This is a genomic window from Chitinophaga skermanii (genome assembly GCF_003259335.1).
GTDB lineage: Bacteria > Bacteroidota > Bacteroidia > Chitinophagales > Chitinophagaceae > Chitinophaga > Chitinophaga skermanii.
Window position 1 is genome coordinate 50589 of sequence record NZ_QLLL01000003.1, and the last position, 15813, is coordinate 66401.

The following is a 15813-nucleotide window of genomic DNA, read 5'->3' on the forward strand; positions in this document are numbered from 1 at the left end:
GTATATATGAATATGATATATCAAAGATTGATATAAAAATTAAATATTTATTGTAGATGATTTTTAGGCGATGTGAAGTGAAAAGTATTTTTACGTATACGTAGTTCTACGGAATCTCTGCAATCTAGTCAACAAAAATTTTTTTATTTAGAATTTAATGCTAGTTTCGCATCATTGTTGTTAGGCTCGTTTTCGAGCTCCCAAAAGAATGAAAAAAGTTTTCACGTAACCTCAAAGCACAAGTCGTAAGAGTCACTAGAAAGGTTTTTTCAAGTAATTAAAAGTTTTCACTGTAACATACGCTCATAGTTGTTGAAGCCCCAAAAGTCAATCTTATTATTAGCATTGTATGTTGCATAAAAGGCTGAATTATTTCGCATATTTCGGCTGTTTCCCATTTTTACATAACCTGTTTTGATGTGCCGTACACCGGTTGGGATTTTCATGCCCCGCATCAGTCCAGGTCTTAAAAATCATTCGTCATGATTTTTACTGCCTTTAAGTTGCTTAGAGACCAATTGGATAGCTATATCCAAACGCAAAGCCCCTCGGCCGATTCACACGTAGTGTTGGATAATGTGGCCACGTTAGAAACACCTGATCGACCTCCAGGTGCAGAAGAACGTGTTATATTAAGCATGGTGAACATTGAAGAAGAAGCAACGCTCAAAAATGGCATGCACTTCTCCAGTCGTAACCAATCTGTTGCCTATAGCAACCCACCACTACATTTAAACTTGTACATGTTGGTATCGGCAAACTATAAAAACTACGAAGATGCTTTACTACGCCTCTCGCAAGTATTGCAATTCTTCCAAGGTAAAAATAGTTTCACGCTACAAAATTCCCCTTCTGAAAGTAATATCAATCTCGGCGAAGAAGCCGCAAGATTACAACTGATCTTGGAACTCTTTTCCTTGTCGTTCGAACAATTGAATCACCTATGGGGTGCCCTCGGTGGCAAACAAATGCCCAGCGTGTTGTATAAAGTACGGCAAGTAACGATCACCGAAAACCGCACCATCGGCTTCGGTACGATCATCGAAGAAATCCATGGTCGCGAAAATCTATCCTTTTCAAAATAATATACATGTCGTTTCAAATAAGTTATAGGCGGTTGGCAGCAGTGAATGTCTTTCACAGTTTCTATCTCGATAAAGAGGGGAGTCCTTTCTATGCATTAAACGCAACAGATCAACAATCCCGTTTAGCCGATTTGTTAGCAAATAACAGGTACCCTTTATCCGACGAAATTGAAATTGTACCGACACCGCTTACCGAGAAAACCATGCGTAACCAGAAGATCGTTTTTCGACAAACTTCTATGGGGGTTGTGCTAGGTGTTTCTTCGGGGTATGATGAAAATGGCAACTTGGTACCAACCATCCCCATTAGTGGCGATCTACGGTTGCAATTTTATATCCGCCTCTTACATCCACCCGTACTCATGCGCAGCAACATCCGCTTAAACCCGGCTATGCCTGCACGTTTTTACTTTACAAACGACCCCATCACCGGTAATAAAACATTCCCCAGCTTATCGGCCCCGTTACAACCTGCTGTAGAAGGCGTGGTGTATGAAATGGGCGAAACGGCTATCGTGAATAATAACCCGGCACGCGCACAAAAAAGAACGAATACATTGGCCAATAGTTGGTCGACCATCAGCAACGAATCTTGTATTAATGAAAACGACCGGATGTTGCTCCCCCGTAAATTCCCTTTCACTTTCGATACCAGCGGCATTACCCAAGCTACCTTCACCTTGTTGCAAGGCAATGTAGCCGTGATGCAATTGCCGTTTACGAGCACGCTGCCCTTGCAAACCGTTCACTTGGATTTTCAACAAGTACCGGTAGGCTATTACACGTTGCATGTAAATGGCAACAACAGTTTTGAGCGTACTTACCAAGTGTACATTAACCCGCTGGTGTACGAGCCGAATAGTTGGGGTGTGATTGATTTAGTGATGCACGCAGGTGATGCGAATTTCGATTTGGTAGATGCCGATGATCAATTTGTGCAACCGCAAGGGCCTACGTTTGAGTTGCGTTTTGATAACCGCGATACGTATTGGAAGTACTACTTACAAAACAGCGCGCCTATTCAAGTAGATGCGAATTGGGATGAAGTGTTACCTGTTCCTGCCGGTATGAAACGCGTGTTTATCAGCAAGCAACCGTATCCATTAATGCAAGCTTACCAGAAAGTACAATATACGTCCATCCCTTTACCGAACCCCAGCGGGGAGAACCTCGGCAAGCAGGGCGATTTAATCTGTTCAGAAATTCTACTTCCTAAATTGACAATATAAATTGATCGAATATGGCAAACAGCACATATTACACCCCGGGGGTGTATATCGAAGAAGTTTCAAAATTCCCGCCCTCCATTACGGCGGTTGAAACGGCTATCCCGGCTTTCATTGGTGCAACGCAAACTGCCTTACAAGACGGTTTGGATGTAACCCTAAAGCCAATACGTATTAGCTCATTGCTCGAATACGTAAACATTTTCGGCGCCGCGCAGCCCGAAGTGAATTTCATCGTAAACATCGACGAAGACCCTCGCTTGGGTAAGCGTTATAATGTTACGTACAACAAGGAAGACGGTAAAGGTCTTTCTAAACACACGATGTACTATGCCTTACAACAGTTCTTCGCGAACGGTGGCGGCCCATGTTACATCATCTCTGTTGGTCCATTCCTAGCACACGGTTCACCCATTGCCGATGGTACAGCGTATGGTGCTGCTTTAGCCATGTTGCGCAAACAAAACGAACCTACGTTGATCATTTACCCGGAAGGCCAGTTTATGGCAAAAGATACCTATGCTACCTTGCTGGACGAATCGTTGAAACAATGCTTCGAATTGAAAGATCGCTTCGTGGTAATGGATTTATTCTCCGATGGACAAGACCTAGATACCGATTCTAAAGTATTGGCCGCGGCAGCAGAATTCCGCAATAAAGTAGGTGCTGTAAGCGACCATGTAAGCTATGGTGCTGCTTATTTCCCGAATGTACGTTCTACGTTCGATTATACCGTTGATTTATCTACCGTATTAATCAATGGTGGTACTGCCTCTAACTTCGATGGGTTGAGCAACTTGGAAAAAGCGAATGTGAAATTAGCTTTATCTAACTACTCGATTATTTTGCCACCGAGTGCTTCTGTAGCAGGTGTATATGCACGCGTTGACAATGCCCGCGGTGTTTGGAAAGCGCCCGCTAATGAAGGGTTGATTGCTGTATCGGGTTTAACTTGCGAAGTGAACGACGATATCCAAAAGGACTTAAACGTTGACACCAACGCCGGTAAATCTATCAACGCGATCCGTTTCTTCCCGGGTAAAGGCATTAAAATATGGGGTGCCCGCACATTGGATGGTAACTCTAACGAATGGCGCTATGTATCGGTTCGTCGTTACTTTAACATGGTAGAAGAATCTACTAAAAACGCCACAGAAGGTTTCGTATTTGAACCCAATGATGCCAATACTTGGGTAAAAGTAAAAGCGATGATCGAGAACTTCTTGATTAACCAATGGCGCGCAGGTGCGCTGGCAGGTGCTAAACCAGAACATGCGTTTTATGTGAAAGTAGGTATTAATGAAACCATGACTGCTTTCGATATTCTTGAAGGAAAGATGATTATTGAAATCGGTTTGGCCGTTGTTCGTCCAGCAGAATTCATCATCTTAAGATTCAGCCACAAAATGCAAGAATCTTAATCCGTGTCCACGTTTCGAATAACCTCAAACTAATCACCCCCAAAACATCCTTACAATGAGTAACGGAAATAACGAAGCTGACATCAAACCAGCTGAAAAGCCGAAGGCGAAATGCAATCCCCCTGCAAATTCACAATTCGAGCAGTTAAAAAAGGCGTACGCGGATAAAGTAAAAGTTGAAATACAATCTGCGCAATCTTCACACGACTCGTTAGCTAAGAAACTCGAACAAGCCGACGATACCGCCTGCAACGAAAGAAAAATTACCCGTGCTTTTATTAAAGCAGTCGATGAGTACAGTTTCCTCAATAACTGCATTGCTGTTAGCACCTCGAAAGATGTGGTCGGTATCGCAGATTTATTGTCGAAAACCATCGTCGTAAAAGGAGGGGAGATGACATCTCGGTACGGTAAAGCCGTAGACGCCATCAAGAATGCTAAGAAAAAAGTGAACAATGTAAATCTCTATTCAGAGCAACTGGATGATGCCATCGCCGATTCTAGCAATTCCGAAGAACTAAAAGTAATTCGTGAAATCTTAAAGAAAACCGGTGCACCTATCATCGAAGATGCATCTGCTGCATTCGTTACCTCTGTAGATGGTATTGTTAACCAGGCCGATGATGTGGCGCAATCTGCCGTTAAAGTGGCCGGAATTAACGAGTTTATCAATATCGACAGTTTAACCCAATTGTCGAAAACCATCACCGAAGATGCGACGAAGTTTGTGTCAGATGTTGACAAGAAGCTGAAAGATGTACAGAAAAAACTGGAAGACAGTAGGAAAGTATTATCTACAGCCTTAGTAAGCCTTAGCACAGCGAATAGTACGAAAGATACGGCCACCGATTATTTAGAAGCAGTGAACAAGATCGGTACTTATTTGAAAGATTTGAATTGTGATAACGTTAGCTGTAAAGACTTGGATCAAATTGCTAAAGATGCTGAAGCATCCTTCAATAATGATGAAGAAGTAAGCGAAAATCCAAGCCAAAACAAACAGCAATAGTACTGGAACATTCATTTTTCAATTTCAACAATTTACATCATGCCTCAAAATAACGATACCGTTCAACAATATATCGACCGTTTAACGGAAGATGCTACCAAAGCCGAGCAAGCGTGGTCGCTAGCAAAGGCGGTGGAAGAACAAAAAGTAAACAAGTTAACACAAGTGAACCGTTTATGTTCCGTGTTTTCCGACTTGTTGAATACCATTTCAGAAACCAACAAACTGGGAATGGTATACCTCGGCACCTTGCAACGCACGGGTAAACAAACCGATAAAGTAGGTGAAAATGCGAAACACAGCCTTGCTGCCATCCGCATCCTCATTTGCGAATCGAAAGGCTTGCTCGATTGCTTAGAAGTGTTAGCCGGTGAAGTGAAGAAATTATCCGACCGTATAGGTGGCCAAGTTGTAGCAAAAGGCAACAACTCGATCATGGGTAGTTTGAATAGCTTGAAAACGAGCATCGACGAAGCCATTACCGCTTCCAAAGAAGCTGTAAATGCTTTGCTCGATACCTTCCATTCAGAAAAAGAACTGCGCATCCACTTGGCAGGACCTGCAGGCTTAGGTACACAAGTAAAACACTTGAAAAACTTGTTGTTATACGCTAATAAAAATGGCAAGTGTACCAATAAGAATGAAGCAGTGGCTTGTAGCGCTTGTAAGCCGCGCGATAAAGACATCTTCCCGATGGATGATTCGCAAAACGATTTCTATTCCGACATCTTCCAAAAATACACCACCGAAAGCAACAGCCTCAAAACCCTGCAACAGGATATTGAAGTAGCAGCCGGTGATCGTGCCATGGCAGAAGCGAAGAAAGAAGCGTTGAAAAAAGCCCTCGAAGCTGCTTTGGCTGCAAAAGCCGACGCGAAGAAATAGCGGAACGGGTATAAATTATTAAATCGTACAAACAATATACAATGGCAAATTATCCATTACCAAAGTTTCACTTCCAAGTAGAATGGGGTGGAAAAAACATCGGTTTCACGGAAGTGACAGGCTTAACCGTGGAAACGGAAGCGATTGAGTACCGTCATGGTGCGAGCCCTGAATATCATAAAACCAAGCAACCCGGTTTACAGAAATATAGCAACATCACGTTAAAACGTGGTACGTTTCAATCCGACAACGAGTATTTCGATTGGTGGAAAGAAACCGTGTTCTTCCAAGAACAAAACGGTAAATACCGTCGTAACATCACCATTAGCTTACTCGATGAAATGCACAAGCCGATCATCGTATGGAAAGTGAAAAACGCTTGGCCAATTAAAGTGCAAGCTGCCGATTTGAAAGCTGATGCAAACGAGATCGCTATTGAAAGCGTGGAGTTGGTGCATGAAGGTTTGGTGATTGAAAATAAATAGCCATGAACAGTGTATATCCGCCCGTTGGGTTTCATTTCAAAGTAGAGTTTTTATTTGATAAAAAAGGCTCGCAACAACAAGCCGACAACGATGTGATGTTCGCATCGGTGTCGGGCCTCAATTATCAAATGCAAACGGATTCATTGCGCGAAGGGGGTGAAAACCGTTTCGAACACACGATCCCACTGAGAAGTAAAGTAACGGATTTGGTATTACGCCGCGGCATCTTCAAACCGAAAGACTCCGCGATCTCGCAATGGTGCCACGAAGCATTTAACAACTTCACCTTCACACCGGTCGACCTCGTTATTAATCTCCTCAATGAAAAACATGAGCCGTTGATGACTTGGAAAGTACACCGTGCATGGCCGAAAGGCTGGAAGGTGGCAGATTTTAATGCTGATAAAGGCGAGGTGGTGATAGAAACTTTCGAGTTAAACTATAACTATTTCACCTTGGAATAACAACCTAAAAGCAATCGGTATGCCTGTAGAAATAAGAGAACTGTTGATTAAAGTAGCTGTAGATGAAAGTGCCGGCAAGCAAAACGCCGGCAACAGCGAGCAGCAAGGCGGCGGCAATCCTGAAGAGATTGTAAAGCTTTGCGTAGAGAAGGTATTAGAAGTGATTAAAGAACAAAAAGAACGCTAATGGCGAGCAATAAAGAAACCGCGAACGTTGAAAAAATTGTGATTCGACCCTTCTTGAACCAGAAGCAGGATAAGTCGGCCGGTGGAGATTTTACCATCCCCATCAACCCCGAAAACTATTCCCAATCTTACAAGGTAGAAGCGAAGCAAAAAACAACCGGCGGTAACCAAGGCGGTGCACCGGAATACAAATTCACGGCGCCCGAACAATTGAAGCTCGACTTCACGTTGGACAATACGGGTACGATCGAAGGGAATATTTTGAACGGTACAGAAGTGCGCGAGCAGGTAGACAAACTACTCGGCACCGTTTACAAAATGCAAGGCGAAGCCCACAAGCCCGCGATCTTAAAGATACAATGGGGCTTGTTTACCTTCGATTGTATTCTAACAACGTTGGATATCAACTACGTACTGTTTAAACCCAATGGCGACCCGTTACGTGCCAAAGTAAGCGCTACGTTCACACAATATACCGAACCTAAAAAGCGCGTTGCAAAAGAAGATAAACATAGTCCTGACTTATACAGAAGTGTAAAAGTAAACGACGGTGATACGCTTCCATTGCTTTGCTATAAAAACTACAGTGATCCGAATTTCTATATGCAAGTGGCTTACTTCAATGGTTTGGTGAGTGTACGCGATTTGAAGAAAGATGAACAACTCGCGTTCCCACCGATCAATGATACACCCATTCAACCCCAAAATAAGTAACAATGGCCGGAGAAAACGTTGCCCGCGATGAAAGATTGATTCCTACCCCTGGGAAGTCCGACTATACGGAGTTTACAGTGTATGTAAACGGTACGAAAGTCGATAACCCGGCGTATAACCTCCGTACAGCCTTTATCGTAAAGGAAGCGAATATGATTCCGACGGCGAAGTTGGTGTATCTCGATGGCGATGTGTCGAACGAGAAGTTCACCATCAGCGAAGCAGCTGAATTTATTCCAGGTAACGAGATCGAATTGAAGGTAGGGCGTGATGGAGAGTTAACGAGCGTATTCAAAGGTATTATCGTGAAGCACGCCATCAAAGCCAATGAAAAGGGCGATGCTGCTTTGCAGGTTGAATGTAAAGACAAGGCCGTGGCTTTAACCCTCGGTCGTAAAAACAAATACTTTAAAGACATCAAAGATAGCGATGCTATTCAGCAAGTGCTGGCTAGTTATGCAGGTACGATGAAAGCTACTAGCGTAACACAAAAAGAGCTGGTACAGTACTATTGTACAGACTGGGATTTTGTGTTGAGCAGGGCAGAAGTGAACGGCTTACTACTGATGGTGAACGATGGCAAAGTAGACATGGTAGAACCCAAGCTTGCCGGCTCGCCTAGCATTACGCTCGTATATGGTGCCACTATCGACGAATTCGAAGCAGAAATGGATGCCCGCACACAATGGAAAGAAGTGGAAGCCTCGTCGTGGAGCTACAAGGAACAAGCGGTGAAAACATCGAGTGTTTCGAGTGTGTCGTTCCAAGAGGCAGGTAACCTTTCCGGGAGCGACCTTGCTAAAGCATTGGCACCCGATAAGTTTGTGTTGCGCCATGCAGGACCGGTAAGCGAACCGGAATTAAAAGCCTGGAGCGAAGCGTACTTGCTCAAAAGCCGTATGTCGAAAATCCGGGGCCGCGCTAAAGTAAAGGGGAATCCTACCACCAAAGCAGGCGATACCATCGAGTTAAAAGGACTGGGTAAACGCTTCAATGGCCTCGTGTATGTAAGCGGTGTACGACATGAGTACGCCGATGGCGTATGGACAACGCATATGCAGTTCGGTATTTCGCCGAATTGGTTTCATCACAAAGAAGACATCATCGAAACGCCCGCTGCCGGGTTGTTACCTGCCGTAAATGGGTTACAAATCGGTGTAGTTGTACAACTGGAAAACGACCCCGATGGAGAGCACCGCATACTGGTGCGTATGCCAATGGTAGATAATGCCGATAAAGGCACTTGGGCGAGAATGGCTTCATTAGATGCGGGTAATGACCGCGGTTATTTCTTTCGTCCTGAAATTGGCGACGAGGTGATCGTAGGATTTGTGAATGGAGATCCCCGTTTTGCTGTAGTGCTAGGTATGCTGCATAGTAGCAAGAACCCTGCACCTGTGCAAGCGAAGGACGACAATCACATCAAAGGATTGCAAACCCGCAGCAAAATGAAGTTCATGTACGACGATGAAAACAAAGTCATGAAAATGGAAACACCCGCGGGAAATTCCATTGAACTCAGCGAAAAAGACCAAGCAATAAGCATCAAAGATCAAAGCGGCAATAGCATTAAAATGGAAGCAAGCGCGATTACCATTAAAAGTGCGGCCGATATAAAATTCGAATCAACCGGCGCGATACAATTCAAAGCGGGCACTGACTTCAAAATTGAAGCCTTATCGATCGCCGCGAAGGCTAGTACATCACTCGAGTTAAACGGCGGCGCAACAGCTAAGTTAGCCGCATCGGGTATGTTGGAATTATCGGGCGGTATGGTGAAAATTAATTAACCCCAAAACAATGTTATGCCTCCAGCAGCAAGAATTTCCGATATGCATGTATGTCCCATGGCTAATGGCCCGGTTCCCCACGTGGGTGGCCCGGTGATTGGTCCGGGTGCACCTACGGTGCTTATCGGGGGAATGCCTGCAGCCGTAGTGGGCGATATGTGCACTTGTACAGGCCCGCCTGATGTGATAATAAAAGGCTCTGCCACGGTATTAATTGGCGGTAAGCCTGCGGCACGCATGGGTGATACAACAGCCCATGGCGGTAGTATTGTACTAGGAGCGCCAACTGTAATGATTGGCGGGTAACATTGAGCTGTAAAACATATAATTATGTTAGATGCAAAAGATTTCTTGGGTTGTGGCTGGTCGTTTCCTCCCACTTTCCGTAAAACAGCCGACAAGCACGCAGGTGCTGTGTTAGTGGTGGGGAAGGAGGATATTGATCAGAGCTTACACATCATACTGTCGACCAGTTTAGGTGAACGGGTGATGTTGCCACAATTCGGCTGCAACTTGGCCGATTACCAATTCGAATCGATTAGTAATACGATGGTAGGCTTTTTAACGGATATGGTCAGCAATGCCATTTTGTATTACGAAGCCAGGATACAATTGGAGAAAGTGACGGTATCTGACCCTAATTCTTGGGATGCGATACAAGGCATATTACGCATCAACATCGATTACATCATCCGCGCTACGAATGCCCGGCATAATTACGTGTATGATTTTTACTTACGTGATGGAAGCTGGGATGGCATCACTACCACTGTTATAAAATAATGAACGAGCAAGATAACATATCGAATAACTTGGTGCGCGATGGCGTAAGTCAATGGCAACGTACCCTTGCGTCGTTATCGACGAAGAACGTGTCGATTGATGAACGTAGTACCTCCGACATCTTAGCCTTCCTTTACAGGTATGCGAAGTACGTTTTGTATTACGATGATGAACACTTAAAGCCGTCGCAAAAAGCCAGCGAGCCGTTGAGAGCAGAAGGAGATTGGCAGGATTTCTTCCGCCTGAATCCACCCTTTCAATACGCTGCTGTGCATCAATTTGATGCACAAGCTTTACAGCAAGCTTACCAAGCCACCCGTGCTAAAGTGAAACACTTAACTGGGGAGGAGCGTTTTTGGGCCTTATTTAACCGTGTGTTCGACTTAGCCCTGCAATTAGAATATTGGCGTGGGCAGCTCGACGATAACACGGCACTAAAAGATATGCTCAATGCGCATATTTCAACAGATTCATCGAAGGCATTGAGCCGCTTAATAGCCATGGCCAATACGATGGATGAAAAGCCTGTTGCGATTGTTAAACAAATGGGCATGCTGGCAAGGGAGGTAACTTGGCAATTGAGTTTTGATAAATTGATTGCGAAAGATGCCTATTATAACAAGCTGTCGGCCTTCCCACGTAAGCAATACACCCAAATGTTGCAACAGTTCGACGAGTTGTTTTTGTTGTTCTACAAAGGCATACAACAGGTGCAACAATTTGCATTGACGAACTTCAACGATGAGTTGCTTAACAAACAAGATCACCAGCCACACGTGGCATTGATCTATGCATTCATTCGGTTGTTAGACCAGGTGAAGTTGCGAATGAATACGTTACCTACGCAGCATTTGGATTTCTTTTACCGAGAAGTGTTGCGTTTAGAGAAAAAGCCTTTGCAACCCGATCACGCTCATATCGTGGCCGAATTAGCGAAGCAAGTGCCGCAGTACTTATTGAAAAAAGGAACCGGCTTCAAAGCAGGAAAAGACTTGCTGGGTAAAGACATTAAATTTGAAAGCATTGAAGATGTGGTGTTCAATAAGGCGAAAGTAACCCAATTGCGCACCCTTTTCCGCGACGAGAAAGCCATCATGTATGCAGCACCTCAAGCAGCGAGCGCCGATGGCTTGGGTGATGGATTCCGGAACCCGCTTTTTAATAGTTGGCCTTTACTTGGTGCAAAGAAATATATCAATAAGAACAATCCTGGTGGAGGATTCCAACATTTTCCATTTGCTACTACAGGATTAATGTTATCGTCGCCTGTATTATTACTGAAAGAAGGCGAGCGTACGATAACGGTTGAGTTGAACTTACAACCCGATGGTGCCGATAAATCATTGCAAGGCACCAATTTCATAGCCTTATTAGCCAAGAAATTTTACAGGTTAACAGAACCCTTGTTAAAAGCCTTGGTGAAAGATGGATTTACAAAAGCTACTGCCGATGTATTAAAAGCAGAGATAGCGGCGACACCGTCGAAAGAAATATGGTTAACTGAAGAAACTGGGTTCACACAATTTAGAAACTTCAACAACATCGGTTCTACTGATAAAGAAAAATTGAAAAAAGCAGCCGGTACGGGCTTACTAGATATTGCTTGCACCACTGCCGATGGTTGGTTACCCATTCCTGCATCAACGATTACCCTTGGTGTAAACGATGTATTAACCATTAGCTTTATCATCCCGGTTGGTGCGCCCGCTATTGCACCGGCCCCGAAAGATGTGTTGCTGGCTGATTATGATGTGAAAGACCCTATCCTTTCTATTCAATTCAACCACGCATTGCACTACCAGTTAAAAGAAGATACAACTCCTTGGTACGATTTTCTTTCAAAACAACAAATTACCAACGCTAGAATCAACGCCGTGGTAACGAAAGTGAAGAACATTCTTATCTCGAACGATGAAGGCGCTTTAGACCCAAAGAATAAATTCTTACCATTTACAGGTGTTCCTAAAAAACAAAGCAACTTCTTTATAGGTAGTGATGAAGTGTTCAGGAAACGGTTGAGCAAATTGTCGTTTTCCATGGAGTGGGAAGGCTTACCTAGTACATTCCAAAACCATTATTTGTTGTATAAAACGCCCATCTACAACGATAGCTTCAAAGTAAAAATGGAGCAATTAAAAAATGGTAGCTGGGAGAGTATTGGAACGAGTGTTGATTTATTTGAGATGTTGAAGGACCAGTATAATAATCCTACTGTTCTCAATACCAAGCGAACAATAGAAATAACCAATCCTTCAACGATCCCTTTGTTACAAGAACCGGTACCGGTTACAGGGTATAACCCCAACATTCCTAACGGCTTTATTCGTTGGCGCTTAGAGCAAGATTTCTTGCATGAAGAATACCCCCGTGTAATGGCAGAACAAGCGATCAGGATTGGAAATGTTAAACTGTCTGAAGTACAAATTAAAGCCAACAACACAAAAACACTGGCAGTAACCGCATTTGATACATCAAATACTGCCAAGAGTTGGATGTTGAGCCCGCCTAGTGGTACAACCGATGCGCAAGTATTGGCTTACTTAAAAAGTTTTACTACCGACATTAAAACAAAAGATGAGTATACACGGAATGCGGCAGTGGATTTGAATTCGTATGTAAACTTTACGAATGTGCCTATTGTGATGCCGAACCCGCCGTACACCCCAACACTGAAAGATTTTACATTAGAATATACAGCTGTAGCAGAAATTAACGACATCCACATCTTCCACCAGTTTCCTTATGAAGCAGGTAATTATGCGAATGTGTTACCGGGTATGCAAGCTACCTTGATGCCTGGTTTTGTACAACAAGGCTATTTATATGTAGGCTTAAGCGATGCTTTAGCCGGATCGAATATTACTTTACTATTCCAATTAGCGGCCTTCACGGCCGATCCAGATATTAACCGTGCAAATGTTGAATGGCATTACTTGTCGGGTAACGCGTGGAAAGAGTTGTTGCCACTTACACACGTTATAAGCGATACGACGCAAGGATTTTTAACACCTGGCATCGTAACTATTGCAATACCCTGGGATGCTGATCAACAACATACGATCTTGCCGAGCGGGCTGCATTGGTTGCGTGCCAGTGTTAAAGATTATGCTACTGCTGTTTGCGAAGGTATAAGCGTAACAGCGCAAGCGGCCGAAGTAGTGTTTGTAGATCAACAAAACGATCCTAACAGGGTAAGCCCGCCGGTAGCAGCCAATAACATCGCGGATTTGTTAATACCCGATGCAGCCATCAGTAAAATCAACCAGCCGTATGCCGGTTTTGATGGCGTGAAACCTGAGAACGACGAGGAGTTCAAAACCCGTGTGAGTGAAAGATTACGCCATAAAGGTCGTGCTATCAATGTATTTGACTACGAGCGATTGGTGTTGGATGCTTTCCCGGGTATCTTCAAAGCCAAATGTATTCCACATACAAAAATGTACACGGATGCCATTGGCGAAACTGTACAATTGTCCTCCCCGGGATGGGTAACATTGGCTGTGATTCCCCGGATCGACGATTATCCTTCCGATGAGAAGTTTACCCCGAAAGTAGGCCGGGTATTACTGGAGAAGGTAGCGGCATTTTTAGCCCCTAGGAGCTCCATGTTTACCAATATTCAAGTGATTAACCCTGTTTATCAGAAAATTAATTTCAAGGGCCAAATAAGCTGGAAAAAGGGCAAAGACAAAAACTTCTGTATGCAACAAGTTCAGCAGGAAGTAACGGCGTTTTTGTCGCCTTGGGTAACCAACGGGGCACAGGATATCATCTTTGGTGGCACGCTTATGAAATCCAGCGTGTTGCAATTTATTGAACAACGTGATTACGTTGATTTTGTAACAGACTTTACCATGCATGTATATATCGATGAAAGCACGGAAGGGCCGGCGGTTATGTCCGTTACTGCGGATACGCCATGGTCGGTATTGGTTGTAGGAGAGCAAATTTATGAGACCTACGTACCATCTACTGTTCCAGTGGTACCGAATGTTTTCACCATTAAATAAATCATCATTCTAAATTATAAAAACGAATCTCATGTCTATTATATCAAGAGCTGCACTTAAAGCACAATTTAAATCCGGTGCGGTACCCACATCGAATGATTTTGTGAATTTGATCGATTCAACTTTAGTGAAAAGGGATGATGCATTCTTTGGGAAATGGGTAGCCGGTACGAATTATTTCGCGGGCGACGTGGTGATCTACGAAAAGGCCTTTTACATTTTAAAGCCGGATAATACAGCAGATTGTGGCTGTGGACCTGGTAAGGAAAAATCTGAGTATGACGAAACAACAGGTTATTGCTCTAAGACACCTCCGAAACAGGATGAATCATTATGGGAAATGTTGGATATAGATGCCGCGGATGAGGATTGGGAAATTGTGAAGAATGGCGACGAACCACCGCAAATTATGTATGCTAAAGTATTCGGCAGCATTGGTATGGGTACACAAACGCCGAATGCGCGCGTACATATCCAAGTGGATGAACTGAATGCCGGGTTCTTATTTTCGCCGGTAACTGCTAGCGCGCCGGAGTTTGTTATTCAACAAACAGGCGAAAGTGAGCAACATGTATCGGAAAGCATTGCCGATAATAAAATCAACTTCAATACCAATACCAACGGTTACCAATTTGTATCCAATATTGTTCCTCCACCAGCAGAAGAAGGCGGTGAATATAAAGTGGCTGCTGCTAATGAGAAACCTGTTTTTATCACAAATGATGCAGAGGCTGCAAAGATTGGGATAGGGCATAACGAGCCATTGGCTGCATTGGATATATTGAATAAAGATGCTGCACGCACCTTGTTAAATCCTGCACAAGCCGATTTTCCCCAGGTGGTAATGTTGAGTAAGAATGAAAACAACACCCAACAGTACGGTATTGTACGTACCGACGCAGATAGTTTTAGCGTGATTACCAATGCACCGAAAGGCTTCTTCATCAAAAAAGGAACCGATAAAGGTGATAAAGCGTTAGAGAATATCAATGCTTTAGCAACTGAAACGCAAGTGGTGGTAACCGGTAAAGGTCGTGTTGGTGTGGGAACGGATGAACCTGTTACCAATGTTGAAATCAATAAACCCGGAGGAGCCGGTTCTTTCAGGATGTGTTTAGATAAACCTAACCCTGCATTAGCCATCCTCAATAACCGGCCAAGTGGCGATAAACAAAACTACTTTACACTGGGAGCCGATAACGATCGTAGCATATTAATTACCGATGCGGTGAATGGTTTCGTGTTCAAGAAAGGCGATGAGTTTAAGAAGGAAAAAGATAACGATCTCAACATCAACCACGGTGTACCTATTTTTACCATTGCTGCAGACGGTAGAACGGTAATAGGTGGTGTAGCGCCACATGGCTATGAATTGTGTGTAAAAGGGCAGACACGTAGTTATGGTCATTATATCGATACCGACGAAAATAGTATCAATAACGTAACACCTTTAGATACGGTATTGGACCGTGTGTTGAAGCTGAATCCCGTAAGCTTTAACTTCAAAGCGAATACGAATTGTTTAACAGGTGAGCAGCAAATAGGCTTTGTTAGCCATGAAGTAGAAGAGCATTTCCCGGATTTAATCCGCACCGATAGCGATAGTATTCGCACAATGGCATATGCCAATATGGTAGCGGTATTAACGAAAGCTATTCAAGAGCAACAATCGCAAATCGACAACCTCGTAAAACGCATCGAAGCATTGGAAGGAAAGTAATCGATGCATAGATTGTTCATGTTTCAAGCCCCCAA

The 15813-nt window shown here is 43.7% G+C and carries 14 protein-coding genes; all 14 read left to right on the top strand.

From position 1 onward, the window contains the following. Positions 1–482 precede the first annotated feature (482 nt). The 14 genes from LX64_RS07970 to LX64_RS08030 are packed head-to-tail and all read left to right on the top strand — an operon-like array spanning position 483 to position 15778. Positions 483–1085, top strand: coding sequence for a DUF4255 domain-containing protein (locus LX64_RS07970; protein WP_111597118.1), 603 nt, complete (start codon positions 483–485; stop codon positions 1083–1085). 5 nt (positions 1086–1090) lie between these two features. After that, on the top strand, positions 1091–2314 hold the full coding sequence (locus LX64_RS07975) for a hypothetical protein (RefSeq protein ID WP_111597119.1): 1224 nt from the start codon (positions 1091–1093) through the stop codon (positions 2312–2314). Positions 2315–2325: 11 nt separating this feature from the next. Continuing rightward, positions 2326–3732, top strand: coding sequence for a phage tail sheath family protein (locus LX64_RS07980; protein ID WP_111597120.1), 1407 nt, complete (start codon positions 2326–2328; stop codon positions 3730–3732). A gap of 55 nt (positions 3733–3787) precedes the next feature. Next, positions 3788–4741: a hypothetical protein gene (locus LX64_RS07985; RefSeq protein ID WP_111597121.1), complete on the top strand. Its 954-nt coding sequence runs from the start codon at positions 3788–3790 to the stop codon at positions 4739–4741. 39 nt (positions 4742–4780) lie between these two features. Continuing rightward, complete coding sequence (locus tag LX64_RS07990) at positions 4781–5626, top strand: hypothetical protein (protein WP_111597122.1); 846 nt, start codon at positions 4781–4783, stop codon at positions 5624–5626. A 41-nt stretch (positions 5627–5667) separates the two neighbouring features. Continuing rightward, positions 5668–6111 (top strand): phage tail protein, encoded by a 444-nt coding sequence (locus LX64_RS07995; RefSeq protein WP_111597123.1) that lies wholly within the window; start codon positions 5668–5670, stop codon positions 6109–6111. A 2-nt stretch (positions 6112–6113) separates the two neighbouring features. Then, on the top strand, positions 6114–6575 hold the full coding sequence (locus LX64_RS08000) for a phage tail protein (RefSeq protein WP_111597124.1): 462 nt from the start codon (positions 6114–6116) through the stop codon (positions 6573–6575). Between the two features lie 19 nt (positions 6576–6594). After that, positions 6595–6762 (top strand): DUF5908 family protein, encoded by a 168-nt coding sequence (locus LX64_RS26125; RefSeq protein WP_170132811.1) that lies wholly within the window; start codon positions 6595–6597, stop codon positions 6760–6762. After that, positions 6762–7475, top strand: a complete 714-nt coding sequence (locus LX64_RS08005; protein WP_211324772.1) for a CIS tube protein — start codon at positions 6762–6764, stop codon at positions 7473–7475. Before LX64_RS26125 ends, LX64_RS08005 begins: the two co-directional genes overlap by 1 nt. 2 nt (positions 7476–7477) lie before the next feature. Further along, the gene (vgrG, locus tag LX64_RS08010; RefSeq protein WP_111597125.1) at positions 7478–9265 is read left to right on the top strand and encodes a type VI secretion system tip protein VgrG; all 1788 of its coding nucleotides are present in this window, start codon (positions 7478–7480) and stop codon (positions 9263–9265) included. 15 nt (positions 9266–9280) lie between these two features. Then, positions 9281–9571, top strand: a complete 291-nt coding sequence (locus LX64_RS08015; RefSeq protein WP_111597126.1) for a PAAR domain-containing protein — start codon at positions 9281–9283, stop codon at positions 9569–9571. Positions 9572–9595: 24 nt separating this feature from the next. Then, positions 9596–10048 (top strand): GPW/gp25 family protein, encoded by a 453-nt coding sequence (locus LX64_RS08020; protein WP_111597127.1) that lies wholly within the window; start codon positions 9596–9598, stop codon positions 10046–10048. After that, on the top strand, positions 10048–14058 hold the full coding sequence (locus LX64_RS08025; RefSeq protein WP_111597128.1) for a baseplate J/gp47 family protein: 4011 nt from the start codon (positions 10048–10050) through the stop codon (positions 14056–14058). The genes LX64_RS08020 and LX64_RS08025 overlap by 1 nt, the downstream gene beginning before the upstream one ends. Positions 14059–14089: 31 nt before the next feature. Further along, positions 14090–15778, top strand: coding sequence for a tail fiber domain-containing protein (locus tag LX64_RS08030; RefSeq protein WP_111597129.1), 1689 nt, complete (start codon positions 14090–14092; stop codon positions 15776–15778). Positions 15779–15813 lie beyond the last annotated feature (35 nt).